Below are 24729 nucleotides of genomic sequence, written 5' to 3' on the forward strand. Positions count from 1 at the left end.
GCACTGCGTGCCGTTGAGAGGAGCTTCGCTCCGTTGAGGTTTTGCAGTACTGCACTTTCTCAACAGCCCGAAGGGCTACTCAACGGCACGCAGAACACGCCATGTAATGGACTCAACCAGCGGCACAAGCCGCCTCAACAACTTATGTCTTATTCATGCAACACTTTTTGTACTTCTTCCCACTTCCACAGGGGCAAGGATCATTTCTTCCTACCTTATGAACCGATTCTATAGATTTCTCTTTTTTGATAGCTGTCTCTCCATAGTAATGCTGCTGTAATATTTTTTGTACCTCTTCAAAGGACTTACTACTACCATAAAAATCTTGGTAAGCATCTTCCACCCCTTTGATCGCATATTTTTGGAAAGATATACCATTTTTTATATCCCTTTGGCAAGACTTATAAGAGCCGCAAACTTGGATATCTACGTATCCCTTATCGAAAAGAGGCTTCATCTGTTCAAATAAGGAAAGACTTCCTATAGACATTACATCCACCGCTAAGCTTCCTAAAAAGCTACTATCTATCACATTATCATCCAACGTAGCCTTATTGAAAAATTGAACAATCTCCTCAAAGTGCTGAGCAATTGCCTTTTTTTGCTCTTTTTCATGATACGAGCGCTGTATCATCGACTCGCAAACCATTGACTTGGCATATCGATAAACACCTGGCTCACAAACAAACGCTTTCAGTTTCTGTAAATGTTGATTTCCTATCCAATATACCGTATGCCATGAGACTTCTGTCAGCAAATCGCCTAAGTAAAACTCCAACACATCTTCATGTTGTCGATAAAACTGAAAGATAATCGGAATATTTTCCTCATCAGCCAATTCAGTCATTAGCATAAGGGCATGTACCGGAAAAGAAATACTTTTATCATCCCATCCCTCCTTATCAACTTTTCTTTTAAAATATAGGTAACGGTCAATACTATCCTGCAGGATTGTACACAAGTCTTCAGACAACGTCTCTCTTGGCAGCTCCAAAAGCATTGGAATATTCAACTGCTTCCAGTCTCTTAACCCTGCCTCATATAATATATATAACTCTTCATGGTTCAACTTAGGCAGCTTCTGTTTTCTACTTTTCGGCAAAGGATTCATGCGTACATTAATCTCTTGTTCTTTCCAACGTTGAATCATTTCCATACTACTCTTGACCACTGCTTGATCATACCAGTCTTTTGCTTGCTCATATTGCATACTTTCTGCATCTGTATCCTCTAAGATTTGCAAGCACTCTTCTGCTTGTTCCAAATCACCTATAATGGAAAGATAACGTACTACTGTGCTATAATAAACCAATACCTCATTAATGTTAAAGACATCCCGCTGAGGGTATAGCTCTTGTAGATCCAAGGCCTCTCCTAGTAGCATAGGAACCTTATCCAGCTTTTCTTCTTGCATATATATCGAGGCTAAATTAACTTTTCCATGCAAATAGTCAGGGTGTTCTCTCACTATCCACTCTGTTACCTCATAAGCCTTGGTCACATCACCCCTATTAAAATAAGTCTTTGACAGAAAGTTTTTAAGCATAGGAACTTCGGGGTAGTCCTCAATAAGCCTATTCAACTTATTGATTACTGTTTGCTTTCCTTTTGAAACTTCTTCATAGAGGTCGTCCAATTGCACCCTTAACTCCTCAGGGATAGGGACCACTGTATTTACAATATTAGGGTCATTCATGACCTTCAGATGAGCAATCTTTTTTAACATTTTTATATACCTTGACATTATAATAGACTATCAGGGTCTATTCATAAGAAATAGACTTTTCTATTTTGGCTGGTGAACCCTCGCCACAAGGCGAGGATCTACACTACTCCATTTCAATAGAATATGATTTTTAAAAAAAGACCCTGTACTACTTACCACAATTCACAAACGGCAATATGACACTGAAAGAGTTTATCAAAAATATTTCCCCCACCATCCTCAACAGAGGGAAAGTTTATTTTAATGACGAGCATATTCTCTCTCTTTACAAGGGGCAAGATAACATTTGGTATGCTGAAATAGAAGGAAGTTACGACAACTATCAGGTAGAGCTTGTTTTAGACGCTAATGGGAATTACAGCAGTAGCTTTTGTGACTGTTGTCCTTATGATGGCATTACCTTTGACAACTCCCCCTGCTAAAGCAAGGGGGATTCTTAGCCTACGCACGAGCCAACGCTCCACGTTTACGACTACTAGCGATTGCCCTCGCTAGAATATTTTTAGCCGCGTTTATATCCGCATTATCAGTATGTCCACACTTTTTACACTCAAAGTTAGACTGAGAGATTCTATTTTCTTTGGACTGATATCCGCAAGAATGACACCTTTGAGAAGTATATTTCGCGTCTACCTTGATGAACGCTTTCCCTTGCCATTGAGCTTTATAGAAAAGTTTATCAAAGAACATGGAAGGCGCTGTATCAACGATTGCCCTATTCAACCCACTTTTAGCTTTGACATTTTTGCCGTGATGTTCGGTATCACCTTTAGCCGATTTACTCATATTCTTGACTTTTAAACTTTCAATCGCAATTAGATCAAAGCTACGCACAAGGTCAGTACTCACCTTATGCTGAAAATCATTGCGAACACGAGCAATCTTTGCTTGTAGCTTGGCTAGTTTTCTAGCTTGCTTATAGAAATTTTGAGAACGTTTCTTTTTACGAGCCAAACTTCTTTGTGCTACACGCAACTGACATTGATACTGCTGATATAAACGAGGATTGGCTATTTTACTTCCATTCGAAAGCGTTAAAAAATGGGCTACCCCCCAATCTATTCCAATCGCTTGGTTCTCGCTGATCGAAACAGTGATGGTGGATAACTCTTGCTCAAACATAATGGAAATAAAAAATCACGAGGGCTTTCTTTTCCTTTTATCGTAATATACATCTGATGTTGTATACTCCTCATCTTACGCCAACCCACGACGCTACTTTAATTCCTTACTATAAGGCCGCCATTGAAAACATCGCTACTCACCCCGGCGGAAGAAGTACGTATACCTCTTTGGTGAGATACCTACTAACGATGTCAAAACTACAAGGAGGAGAAACGGTCGCTAAAGAACTAAGCAAACAATTATTAGAAACCTACCGCAATCGTCCTGCTATGCGGGATGAGTTTAAAGGTTTACCTTGGATTTCATCATGATCCTGAGTTTTTTCGCGTAAACCGTAGGCTCTCCCACTATCGTTGAGACGGCTTGCGCCGTTAGTTGAGTCCATTACATGGCGTGTTCTGCGTGCCGTTGAGAAAGTGCAGTACTGCAGCACTTTCTCAACAGAGCGAAGCTCCTCTCAACAGCTCACAAAATACACCATATAATAGACTCAACATTACGTCTGATAAGTGATATAAGGGGCTGCAAAATAATCGTTCCCTTTCCAGAAACGCATCAGAAAGTCAAAATGATTTACGTATAAGTCGCCTTCTTCCCCATTAAGAAATGGAATCAAATGACGGTAATTCTCCACACAATAATAAGCCAACTCCACGGAAAAATCAGGCGTGAACAATAGCTCGATCGTATCGTCTGTACACTCCTCCAAATCGAAGAAAGGATTATCCTTATCCGGGAAAGCACTTAAGCATCCACTCACCATCTCCAATCCTTTCTTTGGATTGAAAAAAACAATTACCGGACTCTCAGGGTCTTTGGTTGGCACCTGTATTCGTCTAGGCTCTACACCTTCTGCCTCAGCGGACGCCTTCATAAATGCCTGTACAAACTCACTTAACTGCCCCTCCTTTAGAAAAGCAATCAAACTATTGCCATTGATCTTCAAAAATTGCTTTTCCTGTTTCTTCAATATCCCCTCATCTACCGAATGGTCTTCCATAAAGTTAAAGAGCGCCTTGGACTTGAGTGATTGTTTTTCGTCCTGTATCAAGGATGGAGAGCCCACATCATTCACCCAGACACCAGAAAACCACCATTCCCCTCTCCACGCAGCCATACCAATCATAATCACGGTATCCTTTTTGGATAAATCGCCATAATGGTCAAAAGATTTTTTGGTTAAATTCACCTTTCTTTCGGTAGCAATATGCTCCAGAAAAACCGAGGTCTCATCCTGCCCTTTATAATAGAAAAAACCAAAAACTCTTGGAGACATCTCCTGAAATGCTTTACTCAATGGTGACTCATCTCCCATCAAAGCTGCTGCCCACTCTTGCCCATTTAATCCCATTAACCTGGTCCTTGTCTTATGTACAAACCCGGTTCTCAGCTCATTCATCTTTCCGATGACATTCGTATCATCTTGATTTTCTTGTACTAAATCAAGCAACTCCAATTGAAATTTTGCGGCCGTATCTGGGTAAAAAAGATAGGTTTTGAGCAACAAAATATCCATTAGATGCCTTGCCTTATAAAAATCTTTCTCATCCGGCTCAATCGCATAGGTATTTTTCAGCAACTCGTTTTCAGGTGCATATTCCCAAGCCTCCTCCAAAACGCCCATGATCTTATGTGCAACAGCTGTCATATAAAGGTTGGTCGGGACAAAAACCACCTCTTCATTGATCGCCTGCATAAAATACCAAATCAGAAACTGTATATCCTGTAGATTAATCTCTCCAACATCGTATTTAGCCGTATCGTAAAAGGGTAAATATTTTCCGTAGGCCTTGTAGTGCAACTGCACAAACGTATTCCAAATATTGGTCTCGGAAACAAGGTCCTCTAAATAGGATGCTATAAAACAACATAACTCCCCTAGTGTTTCTTCCTCCATAAACCGCAATATTTCCCGGTCCATTTCTGTCTCTCGTATTGCCGCTCGGATCTGATTGCTTAACGCCAGGTAATAGTTATCCGTAGGTGCATGATTTTGGTAGGGCTTCAGTATCACCCATTGCTTGATATAGATTTTGGCAGCTTTAATTTTTGGTCTCATACTTAATATTTTTTTCCCCAAGTAAATAGATCTTACTTAATATCTTCTCTCCTCTTCTAATTTTTATATACTTTTGGATTAAATACCTATTTCAATCGTTCAGCAATCAATCTTGTATTCAACTAGAAATTAAACCATGTCAGCCATTACCTATACCAACCGAAAGGGAAAGACGTCCTATATCCGACAGTCTACCACCAAAACCGGTAAGATCACTTACTACGCAACCACTAAGGTCAAGAAAGAGGAAGTTAAGAATATGCTTACTGAGATGCCGGAGGGATATGAGTTTTTTGAGAATCCTGAGACGGCAGTAGTCAAAGTACGTAAGCAACCAACTTATACTTTTACTGTAGAAGAGCTTAAAACTATCGAATCTATTTTAAAAAAAGGTAAGAAAAGCTTACTTCAGATCAGTAGGGATACGGATTTTATAGGTTTTTATCACCCTATGATGTCTACTTTTGAATGGATTCAATTCTCTACGAACAGACAAATGAGCGAACTATCCGATAGCATCGTACAATATGCTCAATATGAAATTGTAGGTAGACTTCTTAAGAAGGGTAAGACCTATATCCTACAACGACAAGAAAAGACCTCTTGGGCTACAATAGAAGAGAATGATGACCTTTTGTCCTTGACCGATAAGTATAAAAAGGAGCTATTGAACAATCAGTTGAGCGAAATTCCGGTAGAACTTCCTGAAGTGCTCCCTGCAGTATTGGATCTTAAAATCACATTGGTGGGAAGTAGTCCCTCCATTTACCGTACTGTCAAAGTCAATAATGATATTTCTCTAGAACGATTGCATGATATTATTCAAATTGTGATGGGGTGGGACCGTAGTCACCTCTATAGTTTTGAATATAAGAAAGGAAAGCGTAGTGTCGAAATTACCCAAGGGGGAAACCCTTTCTGGGAAGACGAACCAGAGAGCGAAGCAGATGAGATCGATATTAAAGACTACCTGACAAACAAAGGCGATAAACTCTACTATACCTACGACTTTGGCGATAATTGGGATCATGAAATTTTGTTGGTAGGCAGCACCGAGGGAGCAATCAAAAAAATTGCTGAATGTACAGAGGGAAAAAGGGCCTGCCCACCAGAAGACTGTGGAGGGATTTATTACTATAATGACTACGTAAAAAGACAAAAGAAAGGACTCAAGCATTTAAGTGAGGATGAGATCGAATGGTTTGGGAAGCGTTTTGATCCTGAAGAGTTTTCCCTTAAGGAGGTAAATAAGAGGCTATCACGCTCTCGTTGAGATAGCTTACGCCATGTAATGGACTCAACCCTACGCCCCTCACTGAACTAACTGGTTCAAGAGTTAAATTCCAAACGAGGTACGAGTAAGGAATTGCTCTTGGACTAAGTGGTTTACTACATCAATCAAGCATAATGCGTACTGTGCTAATCCAAGAGCACTCTATAATCAAAAATGAGGATAATTCCTCTAAAAAATCAAGTAAGATAATATGCTTTAAGAGTACAGACCTACCACGCAACAGTCATTAGTGTACGTCACCAATCATCAATCGGATGACTACATTTATTTTTTAACATTCGGGGGATATATCCCTTAGATCCTCTGAGTAAATAGATACTTTTTATTCCATTATCCCTTATGCATAAAATCTCATTAAGTCTGCTACTACTTCTATGTACCTTCACGGCTAAAGCACAAAACTCCATCTCTTTTTCCATCGGAAACCTATACCACGGTGCTGACTACCCTGAAAGTCTGCTGAGCTATATGGAGGTAAATACTGTTCGTATGAATACACCCTATCTGGGTATTACCTATAACCATACTTACAAACCTCATCTTCTACTGACAACTGGAATACAATATTTTGAAACCGCTCACCAACTCAATGGAAAGGTTATCATTCAAATAACAAATAACGATCAGCATTACCAGGAGATAATTAATATTTTGCGACAAGAGTTTTATCGCACGCAATCTATAAGTTTTCCATTAGATGTCGCATTACGTTCCCAAGGTCCTTGGAACAAATATATTGCAATGGGACTTGCTCCTTCTTTGGTACTTAAACAGGAACATTTTATCAATAGAAACTATTACCCAGACCCTCCCTCTCCTTTAGGTTCATTTCGGAGAATGGGTTGCTATGGTAGAATTACAGGAGGAATCAATTTTCAGCAAGGTGATTGGGACTATGGCTTAGCCTTAACTTATCAACATAACTTTATTGACCTGTACAAATCACAAGATTTGGATGTTTATATGTCTAATATTCAACTGAGCATAATCTTTAGCCATAATTTATCTATTCTATAATCAAAAAAATAATTAAGTTCTTCTCGCTCTACTGTTAGTATGAAATCACAATTTCCGACTCTCTCGCTATAGATGTCTACTCACACCTACTTCACCCCCACTCCCTTAATCTGTGGACTCACCGGAAAAAATGTGCTCCCCCATATTTTCATGCGGTAGGCATCCAACTGCACATTAGAAAATCCTGCCTTATGGATAAAGGAGGCTGTATCTCTATTGGTATGGCAACCTTCAAAAAGCCAGCACCAAGGACCATGAAGCAGGTTCTGTAAGTGAAGTAAGCGACTATTTGATTGAGCTCTTACGTGCTCAAGAAATACAAACTTCCCTTCCGGCCTAAGGATACGCTTAATTTCCTTTAGGCATTGATCCGGATCTTGTACGGTACAGAGCACTAAGGTGCTAATGACCATACTTACCGAGTGATCAGGCAAAGGGATCTGCTCTGCCATGGCGGGAATAATTTCCAGTTCTATCCCATACTTTGCTGCTTCTTTTTTCAGAAACGGATGCATGGGGATATTAGGTTCTATCGCAATGACTTTAGTGCCTTTGGGGTAGTAACGCATGTTGGCACCAGCTCCTGCTCCAATCTCTACGAGAGATTCAGGTACTTCTTGTAGGAGTTCTTTTTTGTAGCGTCCAAAAAGGTGATGCATGCTTTCGTTGATGAGGGAGAGTCCCCAGGCATTGAATTTGCCTCTGAGTTTGTTGGTGTGGTAGGTGTAGTTCATGGTTTTTGTTGAGGCGGCTAACGCCGCTGGTTGAGTAGCACTTCGTGCCGTTGAGATTCACCTTCGGTGAGTTGAGTACTTGTTACAAGTTAGTGAAAAAACTGAAGGCTGATTAAGGTTGAATAATTAAGCGTCATACTGCTAGTTCGCTTTGTTGAGTGGCACTGCGTGCCGTTGAGTGGAGCTTTGCTCCACTCAACTAGCGGCGTAAGCCGCCTCAACAACTCAACCCTTCTTCATGCAGCATTTCTTATACTTCTTCCCACTACCACAAGGACAAGGATCATTTCTGCCGATTTTTTCCTCACGAATAATCGGTTGCGTGATTTCCAATGATTCCTGAGGGGTAAGGTAGCTATTCATAAACGCTTCCTCTTCTTCAGGCAATTCCTCAGGAATATCGAAAGAACTATCCTGGTGATCACCGTTCAACCAATTTCGTTCCTCTGCATAATAAACATAGATATCGTATAGGTCATCTTCATCTACAGGGCTTTCTTGCGTTTCATACATTTGTGAGAATAGCTCATAATCACCACAAATCATCTCATCTACATAACCTTTGTCATACAGCTCTTTCACATAAGGAAGTGTCTCCTCAAATTGACCATCGATCAGGTAAGCCACCATTACCCCTAAGGCTTCACTATCCAGGATATTATCCTCTGGCGTTACCTCAGTATAGTATTGGAATACCTCTTTAAAAGCATTGGCTACCTCTTCTCTTCGTTCAGGGTTATGTAAAGCTACTTGCAGTATTGTTCTGGCAACAGCATCTCTTGCATATGCATTGATTCCCGGTTCTTTCAGGAAATCCTTTAAAACAGATAGTTGTCCATTCCCTACCTTATAAAGCACATCCCATACCACTTCATTCAAGAACTCCCCCAAATAGAAATCAAGTACCTTATTATTCTGGCGTAGTACTTCCAGAATATTGGGTAGACTCTCCTCTGCTTTTAGTGCTCCTAATAACAACAGCGCATGTTGCAAGAAGGCATTTGTTTCCGGCCCCTCAGACTCTGGGATATGTTTTTTCAGATAGTTAAAACGATTAATACTATCCTCCAATACCGCATTAAGGTCCTCAATTAAGGCTTCTCTTGGAAGTCCCAACACCTCTTGTAATTGCTCATCAGTGGTTGCACCTGGTTCGGTGGTATAGATAAAGCTCAACGCCTCATTCTTTAATGCAGGCTGTTTCTTTTTTCTACTCTTAGGATTATTATTTTCCTTGACCGCTATAAAATTTTCAGCCGTTCCTCCATTTGAAAAGTTCCTTGCTTCCAACAGGTCCAATATTTCCTCTCCCGCTTCAATCAAATGATTTTCAGGATCAATACTACGCATCAACTGCAAACAATCTTTTGCATATTGCATCTCCCCGGCAGAGGCCGCATACTGTAAGGCGATAAAGTAATAAATGACCACCTCGCCTTGGTGAAATACCTTACGTTTAGGATATAACCCCTCAAGGGTTAGTGTTTTACCCAACAGTTCTCCCACCTTTTCAAGGTTACCCATTGACAGGAATGCATAGGCTAAGTTCATTCTGGAAAAGATATACCCAGGGTGATCTTTCACTGTCTGTAGATTTAATGCCATCGCACTTTCTTCATTTCCTGACCTTTGATAATAGTCAGCCAGCATATGTTTTAGTGCCGGATACTTGGGATATTGCTCAATTAAATCTTCTAGCTTTTTCTTTACGGAAACCTTTCCATGTTCTATTCCATCGATTAAAGAGGAATGTAAATGGGCAATAGGAGAAGGTAAAGCGATGACGCTATCGGCCTTTTCCGTATTATCTGTAACCTGATAAGGGAGACTATTCAATGCTTTCATTTTGTGGATGTTTCTAAACTTTTATTGTCCTTGCGATTTCCGTTTCAGAAGATCGTCACGATTTTTCAGTCCACAAACTTAAGAAAAGATCTGTTTTAACGTAAATGACAGAAACTTGATTATCGGTTATCAGTTATCAGTTATCAGTTATCAGTTATCAGTTATCAGTTATCAGTTATCAGTTATCAGTTATCAGTTATCAGTTATCAGTTATCAGTTATCAGTTATCAGTTATCAGTTATCAGTTATCAGTTAAGAAAATTATTTTCCCCCTAAGTAACATACAATACCCTAAGTGTATTTTTTTTTAAACGATAAGCGATAACCGATAAACAATAACCATTGCATGGCGCCCATAAACAAAAGGGCCATCATCTTATAGAAAGATGACAGCCCTTTTGACCTTTATGAGTGCAGTCTTACTTAATCAATGTACATAAAGTACTGTACTTTATCGTAATCACCATCTACCGTCATATTTCTGATATGTCTCTTTCCTTGGTTATCTACGATCCACGCATAATCTGTTTGGCCAGGGGTTACCCATTCCATAAAGAAGTAAACGTGTGTAGGGTAATATCCACCTCCATCACTATCTGGGAACCACTTATCAATCGTAAAACAGATATCTCCTTTTCTTACCTTTGAGATATCAAAAGACTGCTGGTAACCGTATCGCTGCAGTTCATACTTCAAGCAATAGCCCAATGAGTTTTCGTAAGGTGTACCATCCGTTACTGTTGCCCAGATATCATAGTCAAATCTTCTTAGCGTTGCCGATACAAAGGCTGCACATGGCGTTCCTGCTGTAATTTGCCCCCAAGCTTCGTCCAAAAGCATAGCATGATTATCGTTGGCAAAGTCTGCATACTCTGGATGTCCTCCTACAGAAGTTTCTATCTTTACCTGATAATCATTGGCAATAGGTGAGGCAACACCTTCTCTAACCAGCATCTGGAAAAGAGCGGTAACAGCTTCACAACGATAGGCCGCCTCATTTGGCCACAATCTTGATATCGTAGGATAGTTATAAACTAACCCTGCCTCTGTAGCTTTTGCGATCGAAGGTCTTGCCCATGAAGCAATAGAAGATGCATCAGTATATTGATCTAAAATAGACTCATCTGCCGTTCCAATTCCTAGGCCTGCATTCAATGCTGCAAACACCTCTGTTCTGGAGATCGTGGCATTTGGTGCAAAGGTACCATCTGGATAGCCACTCATATATCCTGCTCTAGCTACTTGTAAGATCTTGGCCTCGGCCCAATGCCCTCCAATATCAGAAAAATCTCTGTTGGCATAGGTAGGGTTTTCCTCGGGATTAAGCACTGCTACAATCATAGAAGCATATTCTGCTCTGGTAATGGTATTATCTGGCCTAAACGACCCATCCGGGTAACCTGAAATATACCCATTATCCATCATATAGTTAATTTCTTGTTCTGCCCAATGAGAGGCAACATCTGCTGTTCTAGCATTAGCGCTGTACTCCGCTCCTTTATAGCGTGTTTCTTCCACCTGCTGCACTGGCGCTGGCTGCTCTAATGATTCACTTTCTAATGTAGATTCACACCCAATAAAAAGGGCACCCAGTAAAAAAATAAGTACTAATTGAATAGATGATCTTAACATTGTAAGAATAGTTTATGAGTAAAAAAGTGCTTTTAGAATATGTTGAGTATACTCCAAAAACTAAAATTAATTTTCACATATATCAATATACACAAGTTAATTCTACATATTTTTTACTTTAAAACATAATATTGTATTTATTTTTTAATAAAAAAGACATAACACTGCATAAAAAGCAAAATTTAATTTTATATCGATACCTATTTTCTGAAATTGAAGGAAAGAGGAAGGAAATTATTTTTTGTCATCGTATCCAACGATCACAAAAAAGCCTTCAAATACCATTACGATTTGAAGGCTTTATCAAAAAATCACTGAAGTTCAATAGGTTTCTATTTATCCATTCCCCCTCTTGAGGAGGGATCTTGCCATTAGTATACATAGTCTTAAAGTTTAGCGACTCGTAACTTCCATTACAGGGATCGTGAACAACTCTTTAAAATACTGATCCAAATAGCTCAACACTCTTTCTGTTCCTCCATTATCCTTTAGCGTACCCTCTGAGTCTCTAATCGCATACTCATTCAAGTCAAAAACAGTAGGACGTGTTCCTTTTTTCTCAAACTTAATTCCTCTCACTATCACAACATATCCATCCTTTTTGAACTGAATAGCCAAAGCGGCCGACAGTGGGTAATTTAGCGCCGTCCATGTTCCAAAGTATTTTCCACCATATTTATTGTAGTTTACTTTAGCGTGATCCATTCCACCTATCAATACCACTCCGTTATCACTCAAGCCATACACCTCTGGTTGGTTGACCAAGTGTTTTTTAAGTTGTTCTACCATATTGCCAGATTCATATGGAAAAAATTTAGAGTACACTACTGTTCCATATTCAACTTTAAATGTTTCCTGTCCAAACGTATAGGTTATGCTAAACAACATAAAAGTCAGTAACGTTAATTTTAGTTTTCTCATCTTTTCAAATTTTTAGCCAATAAACACACAGGGTTGAAGAAGAAGGAGGCATTATAATCCTTTTAGTTTCGTTGGGACGACCACAAGGATCTCCCTTACCTTTTGCCTCAACCTGAAGGGAAGTAAAGTAGTTTTTATCAAAAAAAATAGCCCTATCATAGAGCTTGGTGAAAATAACAACGTATACAAATATCAAATTCTTAAAAAACAGGATTAAACCTGTGGAATCGCAGGTTTAAGATATCTCCATAAACAAGTAAAAATGACGTTTAACCCTTTTATTCATTTTAAAAAAAAAGTGACCTATATCATATTTAAAGCTTGTTTGAAATACTGATTCAGAAAAGCTCTGAATGAATAATTGAATATAGCACTGTTCGTAGCAAGGATACTACGAACAGTGCCTGTGCCCACCTTGTGCCTGAGGTAGCTCTCTCCCTTAGAGCTTATTTACTATACAGCTCAGCACCAATATCAAATGTGTCCTGAAAATACTGATGAATCACATTCAAGGTATAGTTACGGTTCTTACTATCTATCAACTCCGTACGTTCTTTATTCGCTACATATTCTGTGAGGTCATAGACCTTGCGGGAAGTACTGCTTGCCTGAAACTTAATCCCCCGGATGGTCACCGTATACTTATCCTCTGCAAACTCAACCGTTAATCCTGCTTCATAAGGGTAGTTCAGGCCTATCCACGCCCGATACGATCGTTCAAAATCCATTTTTACATTTTGGAGATTCGCAGTGAATGTCGCTCCATTGTACTTAAGGTCAAACACTTCTGGTATTCTTCTAAAACGGTACTCCAGTTCTTTTACAGAGCCTTGGGGAAAGTCAAAAGTGTGTTGATAAATGACGGTTCCATACTCTAGCTGAAATGGAGATTGTGCCATGGATACAGTCATGCAGCCGTAAAAGGACAGCAAAAAAAAGATGATTCGCTTCATGTTTACTTGTTTGTTCTGATGTTATTAAAAAAAATCACTGATCACATAGATGTGTAAATTAAAATTAAAATAAAAAAGTATTAGCCCTTATACACTTTCTTAAATCCTTTTTCTAGAATTTTTTAGTGTAGGAGTTTATCCTTAATTTGAAAAAATAGTATTTCTATCTAAAAAATTGCATCTACGACACACCCAGAATAAGTGACCAATACATCCCTTATCTTAATTATCCACTATTATATTGAGCCCAATGAACACTTTTGTACTCTCTGATATTCACGGTTGTAACCTTACACTTCAAAAGGCACTACAGAATATAGGCCTTAAAGAAGGAGATGAATTAATCTTTTTAGGAGACTACATCGATCGTGGCCCTGATAGCAAAGGGGTAATCGACACTATACTTCACCTCAAAGCATCCGGCTATCAAGTACATTGTTTAAAAGGAAACCATGAAGAGATGATGTTACAGGCCTTCTACGATACCAATGTATTAAAAGGATGGTTACGCAATGGAGGAGATACTACTCTTGACAGTTTCGGGATACAAGACCTCAGTGACTTAGACCGTCAATACATTGTTTTCTTGATGGGTCTTTCTGTGTGTTATACGAAAGACAACTTCCTATTTGTACATGCTGGGCTCAACTTTGAGGTGGCAGACCCTATGAGTGATTTGTTTTCTATGTTATGGATCAGGAACTGGTACGAAGACATCAATTACCATTGGCTAGAAGACCGATACATTATCCATGGACACACCCCTCGCCCTATTGACGAGCTAAAAACCATGTTAGATAATCTACCACAGCAAAGATATCTCAATTTAGATAGTGGCTGTATTTATACAGAAAGACCCGGGCATGGGCACCTCTCTGTACTTCATCTCAATAGTATGCAGCTACATCTTGAGCCTTGTGTGGAAGCTTTTACACAATAATTCTATTTTTTCACAATTAATATAATTTTCATGTATACCCTTACATTTAGAAACAACGATGTCATGCCTGCCCTAGGTTTGGGCACTTGGAAGTCTGAGAAAGGAGAAGTATATGATGCTGTTCTTGCAGCTTTAGAAGCGGGATATCGTCACTTGGATTGTGCTTTTATCTATGGGAATGAAAAAGAAATTGGAGAAGCACTCACAGAGGCTTACAAAAGAGGAATCGTTCAGCGTTCTGATTTATGGATAACCTCCAAACTTTGGAATGACTCCCACGCCAAGGGAAGTGTTGTCCCTGCCCTACAGCAAACACTGAATGATTTGCAAACTGACTATCTGGACCTTTACCTTATTCACTGGCCTGTAGCCCATAAAAAAGGAGTCCTATCCACCAGTAAGGCCGAGGAGCAAATCCCTTTGAGTGAGTTGCCTATTTCTGAAACCTGGACTGGTATGGAAGAAGCCGTTCGAAAAGGGTTAACCAAACATATCGGGGTATGTAACTTCGGATTGCAACGCCTAAAAGACCTGGTGGCTGTCAGCAATATTAAACCTGAAATGAATCAGGTGGAATCACATCCTTACTTACAGCAAAATGAATTACTGGAATATTGTAAGGCTAACGATATTCATTATACGGGCTACTCCCCATTAGGCTCACCGGACCGCCCTGGTGACTTAAGAAAAGAAGACGACCCTATATTATTGGAAGACAATACCATCAATGCCATTGCAAAAAGGCATAAGGTATCCCCAGCACAAGTTACCTTGGCATGGGCCTTACAAAGAGGGACTTCTGTTATACCAAAATCTGTTAACCCAGAACGTATCAAGGCTAATTTAAAAGCAAATGACCTTAAGCTGTCTGAAGAGGATATGGCGGCGATTAAAGCCCTGGATAAAAATAGAAGGTATCTGGATGGGTCTTTCTGGTTTTTGAAAGGAGGTACTTATAAGAAAGAAGACCTCTGGAAATAATCTTGTTCATAGTGTTTAGTTGAGCTTCGCTCGTTCATAGTGTTTAGTTGAATCGTTGAGGCAGCTTACGCTGCTTGTTGAATCGTTGATTTGAGCTGAACTGTTGATTGATATTATATCACTCATACAACAGTTTAACTCGAATCACAGGCCATACAATGGTCACCAAAGGTGAAGTTACAGCATCACTTAATGGGGCAAAGCTCCATTCAATCATTCAACTAAACATTATGAACGAGCGAAGCTCTATTAAACATTATGAACTATGGTTTGGAGCAGCGGCCAAACTTCTTCTTATTTTATTTTGTAACTGCATAGGCAAAGTATTCAATAAAACCGCTTTTTCTGGTTTACTGCGAGAGAAAAAGATCACCTGATCTTTCTGATACTTCTTCAACTTATTCGTATACTTTTTATGCGTATACGACTTCCCATTATAAGCATAACGATAATATACATCATAAAACAGACGATTATTACGTTGCTTAACTGTTGGCTTACTGTCTTTGAGTAACGCTATTGATACTACTGCATCTTTTAGGATATATCGAATCTTATACAGCTTGTGAAAACTAGGAAACATCAATAGTACTCCTATAATCAATGGCAACAGCCCCATCATGGATAAAAAATACCCTTCCTGCACTTTGTGAGTCCCTACAACTCTGCTGATGGCAGGGGCAGAAAGCAGGAACTCTGCTTTTACTTTCCCGGCAGGATCATCTAAATTATAGTGCTCAGAAAACGAGTATCCACGATAGGCTGTTCCATCCACATCAAATATGAAATTATATTGAAAGATCTCCTCCTGTTGACTATTAAAGCCCAAGGAAGTCTTGTGCTCAAGCGTCGCATCAACCAGACCTGTCTTTCCATATTCCAACCTTAGGCTTTCATACCACTGGATACCTGGTCCTGAGGTAAAGGAAAAGGTGATTCCAAATATAAGAAGCACTAAAGAGGTAGAGGCTCCTTTTCGAATAAGCTGCAACTTCTCTTTTATGGAAAGATGTAAGCTCAGCGATTGGTATTCCGTTGCATGTGTCATATTGGTGTCTAGTTTTAGGAGTTAGCAGAATATGTGATGGTTTATCTCTTTGTTCATGATGTTTAATTGCAGTTGTTTCACAACTGCGTTCATATTGTTTAGTTGTTGAGGTTTTTAAGTGAGTTTCGCTCATTGAATTGTTTTCTGAAACTCCTTAAATAATTCACATATCATAATCCATTCCACTCACCGAAGGTGAAATTGGAGATACCATGTAATGGTTTGTTTAACAACTAAACATCATGAACGAGCGAAGCTCAATTCAACAACATGAACAAATCCAGTAGTGCACTTGCGGAAAAGAAAGAAGGCAAACCATGCCCCCTCTCTTCCACTTGTAATCAATACTCAGACACTATTGCACCTGTGTCATTTGATCTACACTAATACTGTAAGCATGAAAAGGATGTTTCTCATGTGCTTCATTATAGTCATCTATCAAAGTCACCAAATCACTAGCTTGTTCCTCCGTCACTGCCAGCATATACATTTTAGATTCCGTTTGCATTCCTACTTGTCCAAACCACCGATAATCATCGCCTGCATTTGTATACACACCACTCACAGGGGATTCACTAAAGACTGTCGCTCCTGCAATTTGGATAATTCGGTGTAGTTCATTGTCTCGACCATCGTCCAGGGAATATATAAAGACTAGTTTCATTGGAGTAAGTGTTTTAAGGTTCGTTGATTCGTTTCATGGGGCTGTATAGCAAAGGCCATCATTTTTATAATATGACCTATTCAGGTACGGCTCTTTTGTTTTCACTACAATAATACTAAAGCCCTATTCCACAAACTGTAATCAGGGTCACTAAAATCATAAGTGTATAATCAACATTTACAAGATGGTTTTTTATTATATTTGTAGGTTTTCAACTTTGGATAACATTTCCTTTTGGTAAAAGAAAACATCCTCGTATAATTATATATTTTACTGATTTATGACAATCAGATATTTTATCAACTAGCAAGCAACATAAACAGAATAAACTACGGCTATGAATAGCAACACACTTCTTGGACTCATTCTTATTTTTTTTCAAATCAATACTTCTTTTGCCTTAGAAAATCAAAGTATCCATCATGAACCTGACCTTCTCAACCAAAGGGCACAGAAATTACAGGAAAGTTATCCGGATAGCTGTATCTATCTGGCACAGCTTGCCCTTACGGAATGGGCTGAAAAAAATGTTAATGGAAAAGCTACATCCTACTGGAACATGGCACAGGGATACCTTTATAAACATGAGTATCATTCAGCACTGATCTATAGTCTAAAAGGATTAGAATTATTTGAAGAAAATGACAGCAGTGCGATCTATCAGGAACTACTGACTACCTTGGGATGGACCTACTATGATATGGGCAATGCTTCCCGTGCTTACCCTTATCATCAAAAGGCCCTAAAAATTGCTCGCTTAAGAAAAGACCACTACAGTGAAGTTCGGTATATCAATGCGCTTGGACTAGATGCCATGAGTGAGAACCACTTGGAGAAAGCGTTGGACTATTTTATGGAAGCCAAACAGGTACATCAGCAATACAATAATGCCTATCCCGGCCTCGAAGCCACACTTGCCGTCAATACAGGTGTAGTCTATACCAAAATGAAACAATGGCAAAAGGCAAAAGAAGAGTTACTGAATGCGCTTGCCTATGATAAGCCCAGCGTTTCTCTCTCCATTGAATCCCTGACCAACCTCTGCAAAGTTGAGATGGGACAAAAAAATTATAAGGCAGCCAGCACGTATCTCAATAAAGCAGCACAATATGTTCCTGAAACATCCTACAGCTTTGTACTCCTGGAATATTACCATACGCTACAAGAGCTAAAGCAAATCACCGGAGATACTGTACAGGCTTATGAAGCACTCATTGCCTATCAGCAACTCTATAAGAAGGTACATAACCGTACGACCCAATCCGTTATGAACTACCTGCTTAGCCTACAGGAAACACAACTTCACGACAAGCAACTGATTATTGAAAAAAATCAGACACTTCAATATCAAGGTTGGATTATCGGTGGTATATCTATCCTCATCTCTATACTACTGATACTCCTTGTTATCTATAGATACAAAACCAACAATGAGAAAAAGAAGCTTAAGCAACAACTGCTGGAGGCACAGCTTCAACAAACGCTTACTGAAAAGGAAAACCTCTCTTATGAATTGTCTTTCAAAAGCAAAAAACTAGAAGAACTGGCCTTGAGTATCTCTGAACGAAATGAGATTGTGCAAGCCATGAGAGCCCAAGTCAAAGCCTCCCCCTCCAAAGAAATTCAGGAAGGCTGGCGATTACTGATTTCTCTTATTGAACGTGCTGAAGAAACAGGGGTATACTCCCAAGAGGTTATCAATGATTTTATGAGCAGACTGCACCGACAATTCCCTCACCTAACCGAAAAAGATACTTCCTTAATCGTGGATATCCGAAATAATCTTACCTCTAAAGAAATTGCGCTGAAGCACCATATTGAAGTACGCTCCGTAGAAATGGGTCGTTATCGTTTACGAAAAAAACTGAACCTAGAAAAAGGTGAATCCTTGAAAGAATTTATTATGGGAGTGTGAGTTTTTAAATTTTCAATTATTAATGGTCAATTTTCAATGATTAATCATTAATTACTCCTCATTAAAAATTACAAAAACTGTTGAGGTATACCCCTACAGCATAAAACTTCTCCAAGAATATCACAACTTAAAATATTAATCACAATTAATTGAAAATCAATAATATAACATTCACATAAAGAATACCACACTCCTTGTATAGATCGTGTATAGGTGTAAAAGTTTTGATTGAATAATCTTCCTCATTTATTTGTCTTTCGAGAGCCAATCAGACAACACAATACTACGTTCATACTTTATGAGAACTGTTCAATTTTCAGGTATTTTACTCGCTTTATCAGCATGCTTGTTTTCTTGTCAGAAACATAGCCTTTCTGACTATAATTATCACCGCAAGCACTTTAAGAATATACTGGACCTAAAAGGTATACCAGTCACTCCTCAGGATGAGCATCTGTCCTCTTTTTCTGACTTGGGAAGCTGGCATTCTTTTGGGCTACCTAAAGACAGTGACAAGGCTGCTTTTGGAGGATTTACAGGACCGTTTGTCATGAGACAACAGGAAAGTGAATGGATTAGTCCCGAGCTTTTAAAACTTACACTTCACGATCCTGTATCAGGAAAAGCCATTGCCCTTTCAGAAGGAAAACTGATAAAAAATGATTTCTACCCCGGAATACTGCAGCAGGAAATCAAGGTAGAAGACTTGAAGATCTCTTTATCACTCTTCTTTATTGATGAGCGCACTGCTTTCCTAAAAGCAAAAATTCATAATCAAGGAGAAAAAAGAGAGCTACAAACAAGCTGGAAAGGGAAAATCTTTTCACAAGACGATCGAGCGATAAGGTATAAATCCAAAGGGTTATATATCCCTATTGCCAAGGAGGAAGCCGTTGAAGTCTTCTTTCAGGAAAAGGGAAAGCTAATTACTTCCGACTCCCTTGCTTACCACTATCAGCATACTCCTTTTACCTTATTCAGAAACGGTTTTTGGGAAGAGTCTCTCCTTGTACGCTTTACCTTATCCAAAGAAGAAAGAAAACGTTCTCCACTCCAAACTGCAACCATCTTAAAGCAAGGGGATACGTTTGAGATACAAAATGAAGAACGCTGGGATAAGTATTTCAAAACACTCTTTAAAACGCATAGAAAAAAGGCATTACTTTCTGCCCAACTACACAGAACAGTTGCTGCTAAATCATTGGTTACGCTTATCCATAACTGGAGAAGTGCTGCAGGAGGCTTTCAGCATCAAGGGATTGTGCCTTCCTATGCTGCCAAGTACTTTCAGGGACTTTGGGCATGGGACTCCTGGAAACATGCCGTAGCCATTGCACCATTTGAACCAGAACTGGCAAAGGACCAGATCCGTGCTATGTATGACTACCAAAACGAAGAGGGAATGATTGCCGATTGCTTCTTCCGTGATCCCGAACTGGAGAGTGTCAACTGGAGAAATACCAAAGCCCCCCTTTCTGGATGGGCCATCTACGAAGTCTTTACTGAAACAGGAGACAGCAGTTTTGTGAGAGAACTTTACCCTCAACTCAAAAAGTACCATTACTGGTGGTATACCTATCGGGACCATGACCAAAATGGTATCTGCGAATATGGTTCTACCGATGGTACCCGAATTGCAGCTGCTTGGGAAAGTGGCATGGACAATGCCGTTCGATTTGACAGCGCTGTTATTCTGAATAATCAAACCAAAGGTGCTTACTCTATCAACCAGGAATCTATTGACCTCAATGCTTACCTCTATCAAGAGAAAGTATACCTTACAAAGTTGGCCGATATCCTGGGTATAACAGAAGATGGCAGACGCTATCAAAAAGAAGCGAAAGAGCTAAAAGAAGTACTGAAAACTTCTTTTTACCACGCAAAAGATGGATACTTCTATGATCGAAGGTTAAAAACGAAAAAACCAATCCGAATTCAGGGACCAGAAGGATGGGCTCCCCTATATAACCAGATTGCCGATAAAGGACAGGCAGAAGGAGTGGTAAAGGTAATGATGGATAGCAGTAAGTTCAATACACCAATACCTTTCCCAACCCTAAGTGCTGCTCACCCTCTCTTTAATCCTCAAAAAGGATACTGGAGAGGTCCGGTGTGGCTAGATCAGGCATACTTTGCACTCAAAGGAATGCAGTATTATGGATATAAAGATGAAGCCATTGATATGGCTGAGAAACTGATTGAGGCTGCAGATGGCCTCACTTCCAACAAACCAATACGGGAAAACTACCACCCAATCAGTAAGCAAGGATTAAATGCTAAACATTTTAGCTGGAGCGCAGCGCATCTGCTGATGCTTTTCAAGTAACCTCTGCTGTTGAGGCCGCTTACGCGGCTGGTTGAGTAGAGCTTCGCTCTGTTGAGATTCACCTTCGGTGAGTTGAGCTTTGTTGATTTGTTGATTGAATAAACGATACGTCATGCCATGGTCTATTCAATGAGCGAAGCTCTAGTATCTCAACACTAAAAAACTCAACTCACCGAAGGTGAATCTCAACAGCATGAAGTGCTACTCAACCAGCGGCGTAACCGACGCCATGTAATGGACTCAACAATTCAACAACCATATAGCTTGGTCAGGTTGCCTTCCAAAGGCAACCCTGGCTAACTATTGCCTAAACTTAAACACATGAAGCAAACCATTCCCTACACACTAACCTTGGGTTTACTCTTGCTGGGGTACACGCTCTGGGGGCAAATCCCTACATCTGATTGGGAGAATCCCCAAGTCTTTAACATCAATATGGAAAGTCCCAGAGCGACTTTCTATACCTTTCAGCAAAAGGAAAAAGCATTTCTAAAAGATTGGCAAGATTCTGAAAACTACCTTTCCCTTAATGGAAAATGGAAATTTCATTGGGCGGTAACCCCTGCCAAACGACCAATCACTTTTTATCAGGAGGACTTTGACGTTAGCCGCTGGAAAGAAATTGAGGTTCCTTCCAACATTGAGTTACAGGGATATAGCGCTCCCATTTATACGGATGTTCCTTATCCTTTTGACCCCAATCCTCCTTATGTACCAGACGACCACAACCCTGTAGGGTCTTACAAACGTACATTTACCCTACCAGCAGGATGGAATAACGATCAGGTGTTTATCCATTTTGGAGCAGTAAATTCTGCGATGTACCTATGGATTAATGGCAAAAAAGTAGGCTACGGACAAGGCAGCAAAACGCCAATGGTCTTCAATATAACAAAGTACATTAAGGAAGGTGAAAATACTCTTTCGGCAGAAGTATACCGTTTTAGTGACGGCTCTTACTTAGAAGATCAGGACATGTGGAAAATGAGTGGTATTGAAAGGGATGTCTATCTCTATCGTCGTCCGCATACGCATATTCAGGATTTCTTTGTAAAGGCAGGCCTGGATGAAAGTTATGAAAATGGAGACTTCTCGTTGGATATTGAGCTGAAGCAATTCCTTCAAGACAGATCCAACTATCAGGTAGAAGTAGAAATCATGGACAAAGACACACATGCCGTCTTATTCCAGAAAAGAAAAACTACTCGTCTAAAAAATGGAACAGCAACGCTATCCTTTTATAAAACACTGAAAAATATACGTCCGTGGAGCGCAGAAACACCTCAACTGTATGACATGCGCCTCTCGTTATATAATACCAATGGTGAACTACTGGAATCCACCGTAAGAGCGATTGGTTTTCGTAAAGTTGAGATCAAAAACCGACAGTTATTAGTGAATGGCAAAGCTGTCACTATCAGGGGTGTCAACCGCCATGAGCACTCAGCCTATAACGGTAATATTATTACAGAAGAAGAAATGCGTAAAGATATTAAGCTAATGCAACAGCTTAATATCAATGCGGTAAGAAGTAGCCATTATCCCAACCATGCCAAATGGTATGAGCTCTGTGACCAGTACGGAATGTATATCGTAGATGAAGCTAATATTGAGTCGCACGGGATGGGTTACGGGGAAAAATCATTAGCCAAAGATACCACCTGGATGGCTGCTCACCTGAACCGTACCCAACGTATGTTGGAAAGAAGTAAAAACCATCCGTCTATCATTGTCTGGTCTCTGGGGAATGAAGCTGGGGATGGCGTCAACTTTGAAGCAACCTCTGCCTGGATCAAGGAAAGAGACCCTTCCCGTCCGGTACAGTATGAGCAAGCCCGCTCCAAAGCACATACGGATATCACAGCACCCATGTATGCGACCATCGACTGGATGAAAGAATATATACAGGGAGACTATCAAAAGCCTTATATTCTTTGTGAGTATGCCCACGCCATGGGCAATAGCATTGGCAACCTGCAAGACTACTGGGACCTGATTGACAGTGAACCAAGTCTACAGGGTGGATTTATTTGGGACTGGGCAGACCAAACCTTTGTACAAACCAACTACAAAGGGGAGCAATACTATGCCTATGGAGGAGATATGGGCTATATCGGTATCTCCAATGACTCTTCTTTCTGTGCTAATGGACTAGTGACCAGCGATCGACAATATAATCCTCATGCCTGGGAAGTAAAAAAAGTCTACCAACCGATCCGAATCTTATCAGATAATCCTGCTCAAGGGGAATTCAAGCTCTGGAACCGCTTTAACTTCAATACAACCGATGCCTATACGCTCACTTACCGCATCGATCGTAATGGAGTACCTTTCAACAATGAAGTGATCCCTATGCCCTCTGTTGCAGCACAGGATACAGTATCCTTCCAAGTGCAACTCCCAGAATTACCAAAAGAAAATGGCATAGAGTATACCATCACTTTTTTTATAAAAACCAAAAAAAATACAGGAATGCTACCCAAGGGATTTGAAATTGGCTGGGACCAATTTATACTTCAGCAATCCCCTAAACGTATAGCGACTATTCCTTCCGGCACTTTGAACGTGCAGGAACAATCTACTACCATCACTATAAAAGGTTCTAATTTCCTAGTTCAATTCAACAGAGAGACGGGGGCTTTATCTTCATGGAATACCAAAGGAGAAGAGCTGTTACACGCTCCCCTTCGCCCCGACTTTTGGAGAGCGCCTACAGAAAATGACTTAGCCTGGGGCATGAAAGAAAAGCTCCACGTATGGAAAGACGCAGGAAAGTATACCAAAGTACAATCTATTAAAACCTTAGAACAGGAGGGCTATGTCACTGTCCATGTAAAACAGGCTTTAGCAGTAGTAGACAGCAGTTATGTCAATAGTGCCTATCACATTTATGCCAATGGAGAGATCGAAGTCGAAACGCACTTCCATTTGAATGACTCCCTTCCAACGGTTCCTCGCATAGGCATGTATATGGAGCTAAGAAGTGATTTACAGCAAATGGAGTGGTACGGAAGAGGGCCACTGGAAAGTTATGCCGATCGAAAGAGTGGTATGGCACTGGGGCGCTATCAGTCTACGGTTTGGGAACAGTACTATCCTTATGTACGCCCACAGGAAAATGGTCAAAAAATGGATGTTCGATGGATCAGCTTCTTGAATAAACAACAAACCGGCATCCTGATTTCAGGTGCACAACCACTACAAATCACTGCCCAGCAATTTTCACCTGAACAACTAGAACACCAAGGCGTACATACGATGTCGCATGGAGCAGAAGTCTATCCGGAGAACCTGATCAGTTTACATATCGACCTGAAACAAATGGGAGTCGGTGGTGATACCACTTGGGGATGGAGAGCGCAAGCACATCCAGAATACCGTATCACTCCGGGACACTATTACTACCGTTTCCGTATGACTCCTGTCTCTGGAAATTATCAACCTAACCAACAAAGTACCTATCAATACAACCTACAATCTGAAAAATAACAAACAATCACACGGGGAGAGCGAACCGATTCGCCCCCCTTTTTTAACATGCTTAAATAA

Annotated in this window: 19 protein-coding genes; 9 read left to right on the plus strand and 10 right to left on the minus strand. The window is 40.1% G+C overall.

Annotated elements, in window-relative coordinates:
• Positions 1-142: 142 nt before the first annotated feature.
• A complete protein-coding gene (locus tag ABD985_RS12210) occupies positions 143-1726 on the minus strand; it encodes a DUF1186 domain-containing protein (RefSeq protein ID WP_345372121.1) in 1584 nt (527 codons plus the stop codon).
• Between the two features lie 176 nt (positions 1727-1902).
• On the opposite strand from ABD985_RS12210, the gene ABD985_RS12215 reads away from it, so the two are divergent.
• Positions 1903-2148, plus strand: coding sequence for an SWIM zinc finger family protein (locus ABD985_RS12215; protein ID WP_345372123.1), 246 nt, complete (start codon positions 1903-1905; stop codon positions 2146-2148).
• Positions 2149-2167: 19 nt separating this feature from the next.
• On the opposite strand, the gene ABD985_RS12220 is transcribed toward ABD985_RS12215, so the two are convergent.
• Entirely contained in the window at positions 2168-2848 is a 681-nt protein-coding gene (locus ABD985_RS12220) for an RNA-guided endonuclease InsQ/TnpB family protein (RefSeq protein ID WP_345372125.1), read from the minus strand.
• 56 nt (positions 2849-2904) lie between these two features.
• Here ABD985_RS12220 and ABD985_RS12225 point away from each other — a divergent pair, with 56 nt between their 5' ends.
• Positions 2905-3162 carry a hypothetical protein gene (locus tag ABD985_RS12225; protein ID WP_345372127.1) on the plus strand — a complete coding sequence of 86 codons (258 nt, stop codon included), beginning with the start codon at positions 2905-2907 and terminating at the stop codon, positions 3160-3162.
• 185 nt (positions 3163-3347) lie between these two features.
• Here ABD985_RS12225 and ABD985_RS12230 read toward each other — a convergent pair whose 3' ends face one another.
• Positions 3348-4910 (minus strand): DUF3843 family protein, encoded by a 1563-nt coding sequence (locus ABD985_RS12230; RefSeq protein ID WP_345372129.1) that lies wholly within the window; start codon positions 4908-4910, stop codon positions 3348-3350.
• Between the two features lie 136 nt (positions 4911-5046).
• Here ABD985_RS12230 and ABD985_RS12235 point away from each other — a divergent pair, with 136 nt between their 5' ends.
• Together ABD985_RS12235 and ABD985_RS12240 are read left to right on the plus strand one after the other, a co-directional pair.
• A complete protein-coding gene (locus ABD985_RS12235) occupies positions 5047-6183 on the plus strand; it encodes a plasmid pRiA4b ORF-3 family protein (protein WP_345372131.1) in 1137 nt (378 codons plus the stop codon).
• Positions 6184-6543: 360 nt separating this feature from the next.
• The gene (locus ABD985_RS12240) at positions 6544-7221 is read left to right on the plus strand and encodes a hypothetical protein (RefSeq protein ID WP_345372133.1); all 678 of its coding nucleotides are present in this window, start codon (positions 6544-6546) and stop codon (positions 7219-7221) included.
• Positions 7222-7307: 86 nt separating this feature from the next.
• Here the strand turns inward: ABD985_RS12240 and ABD985_RS12245 are convergent, their stop codons facing one another.
• The 5 genes from ABD985_RS12245 to ABD985_RS12265 all read right to left on the minus strand — a co-directional run bounded on the left by ABD985_RS12245 (position 7308) and on the right by ABD985_RS12265 (position 13306).
• Positions 7308-7955, minus strand: coding sequence for a class I SAM-dependent methyltransferase (locus tag ABD985_RS12245; RefSeq protein WP_345372135.1), 648 nt, complete (start codon positions 7953-7955; stop codon positions 7308-7310).
• 225 nt (positions 7956-8180) lie between these two features.
• A complete protein-coding gene (locus tag ABD985_RS12250) occupies positions 8181-9800 on the minus strand; it encodes a DUF1186 domain-containing protein (protein ID WP_345372137.1) in 1620 nt (539 codons plus the stop codon).
• A 423-nt stretch (positions 9801-10223) separates the two neighbouring features.
• Positions 10224-11432 (minus strand): S-layer homology domain-containing protein, encoded by a 1209-nt coding sequence (locus ABD985_RS12255; RefSeq protein WP_345372139.1) that lies wholly within the window; start codon positions 11430-11432, stop codon positions 10224-10226.
• A 393-nt stretch (positions 11433-11825) separates the two neighbouring features.
• Entirely contained in the window at positions 11826-12353 is a 528-nt protein-coding gene (locus ABD985_RS12260; RefSeq protein ID WP_345372141.1) for a hypothetical protein, read from the minus strand.
• Between the two features lie 446 nt (positions 12354-12799).
• Entirely contained in the window at positions 12800-13306 is a 507-nt protein-coding gene (locus ABD985_RS12265) for a hypothetical protein (protein ID WP_345372144.1), read from the minus strand.
• Between the two features lie 250 nt (positions 13307-13556).
• On the opposite strand from ABD985_RS12265, the gene ABD985_RS12270 reads away from it, so the two are divergent.
• Both ABD985_RS12270 and ABD985_RS12275 read left to right on the plus strand, forming a co-directional pair.
• Positions 13557-14246 (plus strand): metallophosphoesterase family protein, encoded by a 690-nt coding sequence (locus tag ABD985_RS12270; RefSeq protein WP_345372145.1) that lies wholly within the window; start codon positions 13557-13559, stop codon positions 14244-14246.
• A 30-nt stretch (positions 14247-14276) separates the two neighbouring features.
• Positions 14277-15227: an aldo/keto reductase gene (locus ABD985_RS12275; RefSeq protein WP_345372147.1), complete on the plus strand. Its 951-nt coding sequence runs from the start codon at positions 14277-14279 to the stop codon at positions 15225-15227.
• Positions 15228-15483: 256 nt separating this feature from the next.
• Here the strand turns inward: ABD985_RS12275 and ABD985_RS12280 are convergent, their stop codons facing one another.
• Complete coding sequence (locus ABD985_RS12280) at positions 15484-16275, minus strand: hypothetical protein (protein ID WP_345372149.1); 792 nt, start codon at positions 16273-16275, stop codon at positions 15484-15486.
• A gap of 355 nt (positions 16276-16630) precedes the next feature.
• Positions 16631-16939: a hypothetical protein gene (locus ABD985_RS12285; protein ID WP_345372151.1), complete on the minus strand. Its 309-nt coding sequence runs from the start codon at positions 16937-16939 to the stop codon at positions 16631-16633.
• Between the two features lie 337 nt (positions 16940-17276).
• Between ABD985_RS12285 and ABD985_RS12290 the strand changes: the two genes are divergently transcribed.
• The 3 genes from ABD985_RS12290 (at position 17277) to lacZ (ending at position 24669) form a co-directional block, all read left to right on the plus strand.
• Positions 17277-18854, plus strand: a complete 1578-nt coding sequence (locus tag ABD985_RS12290; protein WP_345372153.1) for a tetratricopeptide repeat protein — start codon at positions 17277-17279, stop codon at positions 18852-18854.
• Between the two features lie 298 nt (positions 18855-19152).
• A complete protein-coding gene (locus ABD985_RS12295) occupies positions 19153-21180 on the plus strand; it encodes an MGH1-like glycoside hydrolase domain-containing protein (protein WP_345372155.1) in 2028 nt (675 codons plus the stop codon).
• A 321-nt stretch (positions 21181-21501) separates the two neighbouring features.
• Positions 21502-24669, plus strand: coding sequence for a beta-galactosidase, LacZ type (gene lacZ, locus ABD985_RS12300; protein WP_345372157.1), 3168 nt, complete (start codon positions 21502-21504; stop codon positions 24667-24669).
• Positions 24670-24729: the final 60 nt, after the last annotated feature.

The organism is Algivirga pacifica (assembly GCF_039543525.1).
GTDB lineage: Bacteria > Bacteroidota > Bacteroidia > Cytophagales > Flammeovirgaceae > Algivirga > Algivirga pacifica.

What these genes read in the sequence shown, in the direction of transcription:
- ABD985_RS12210 (WP_345372121.1), bottom strand. Translation starts at nt 1,726, where the DNA reads ATGTTAAAAAAGATTGCTCATCTGAAGGTCATGAATGACCCTAATATT.
- ABD985_RS12215 (WP_345372123.1), top strand. Translation starts at nt 1,903, where the DNA reads ATGACACTGAAAGAGTTTATCAAAAATATTTCCCCCACCATCCTCAAC.
- ABD985_RS12220 (WP_345372125.1), bottom strand. Translation starts at nt 2,848, where the DNA reads ATGTTTGAGCAAGAGTTATCCACCATCACTGTTTCGATCAGCGAGAAC.
- ABD985_RS12225 (WP_345372127.1), top strand. Translation starts at nt 2,905, where the DNA reads ATGTTGTATACTCCTCATCTTACGCCAACCCACGACGCTACTTTAATT.
- ABD985_RS12230 (WP_345372129.1), bottom strand. Translation starts at nt 4,910, where the DNA reads ATGAGACCAAAAATTAAAGCTGCCAAAATCTATATCAAGCAATGGGTG.
- ABD985_RS12235 (WP_345372131.1), top strand. Translation starts at nt 5,047, where the DNA reads ATGTCAGCCATTACCTATACCAACCGAAAGGGAAAGACGTCCTATATC.
- ABD985_RS12240 (WP_345372133.1), top strand. Translation starts at nt 6,544, where the DNA reads ATGCATAAAATCTCATTAAGTCTGCTACTACTTCTATGTACCTTCACG.
- ABD985_RS12245 (WP_345372135.1), bottom strand. Translation starts at nt 7,955, where the DNA reads ATGAACTACACCTACCACACCAACAAACTCAGAGGCAAATTCAATGCC.
- ABD985_RS12250 (WP_345372137.1), bottom strand. Translation starts at nt 9,800, where the DNA reads ATGAAAGCATTGAATAGTCTCCCTTATCAGGTTACAGATAATACGGAA.
- ABD985_RS12255 (WP_345372139.1), bottom strand. Translation starts at nt 11,432, where the DNA reads ATGTTAAGATCATCTATTCAATTAGTACTTATTTTTTTACTGGGTGCC.
- ABD985_RS12260 (WP_345372141.1), bottom strand. Translation starts at nt 12,353, where the DNA reads ATGAGAAAACTAAAATTAACGTTACTGACTTTTATGTTGTTTAGCATA.
- ABD985_RS12265 (WP_345372144.1), bottom strand. Translation starts at nt 13,306, where the DNA reads ATGAAGCGAATCATCTTTTTTTTGCTGTCCTTTTACGGCTGCATGACT.
- ABD985_RS12270 (WP_345372145.1), top strand. Translation starts at nt 13,557, where the DNA reads ATGAACACTTTTGTACTCTCTGATATTCACGGTTGTAACCTTACACTT.
- ABD985_RS12275 (WP_345372147.1), top strand. Translation starts at nt 14,277, where the DNA reads ATGTATACCCTTACATTTAGAAACAACGATGTCATGCCTGCCCTAGGT.
- ABD985_RS12280 (WP_345372149.1), bottom strand. Translation starts at nt 16,275, where the DNA reads ATGACACATGCAACGGAATACCAATCGCTGAGCTTACATCTTTCCATA.
- ABD985_RS12285 (WP_345372151.1), bottom strand. Translation starts at nt 16,939, where the DNA reads ATGAAACTAGTCTTTATATATTCCCTGGACGATGGTCGAGACAATGAA.
- ABD985_RS12290 (WP_345372153.1), top strand. Translation starts at nt 17,277, where the DNA reads ATGAATAGCAACACACTTCTTGGACTCATTCTTATTTTTTTTCAAATC.
- ABD985_RS12295 (WP_345372155.1), top strand. Translation starts at nt 19,153, where the DNA reads ATGAGAACTGTTCAATTTTCAGGTATTTTACTCGCTTTATCAGCATGC.
- lacZ (WP_345372157.1), top strand. Translation starts at nt 21,502, where the DNA reads ATGAAGCAAACCATTCCCTACACACTAACCTTGGGTTTACTCTTGCTG.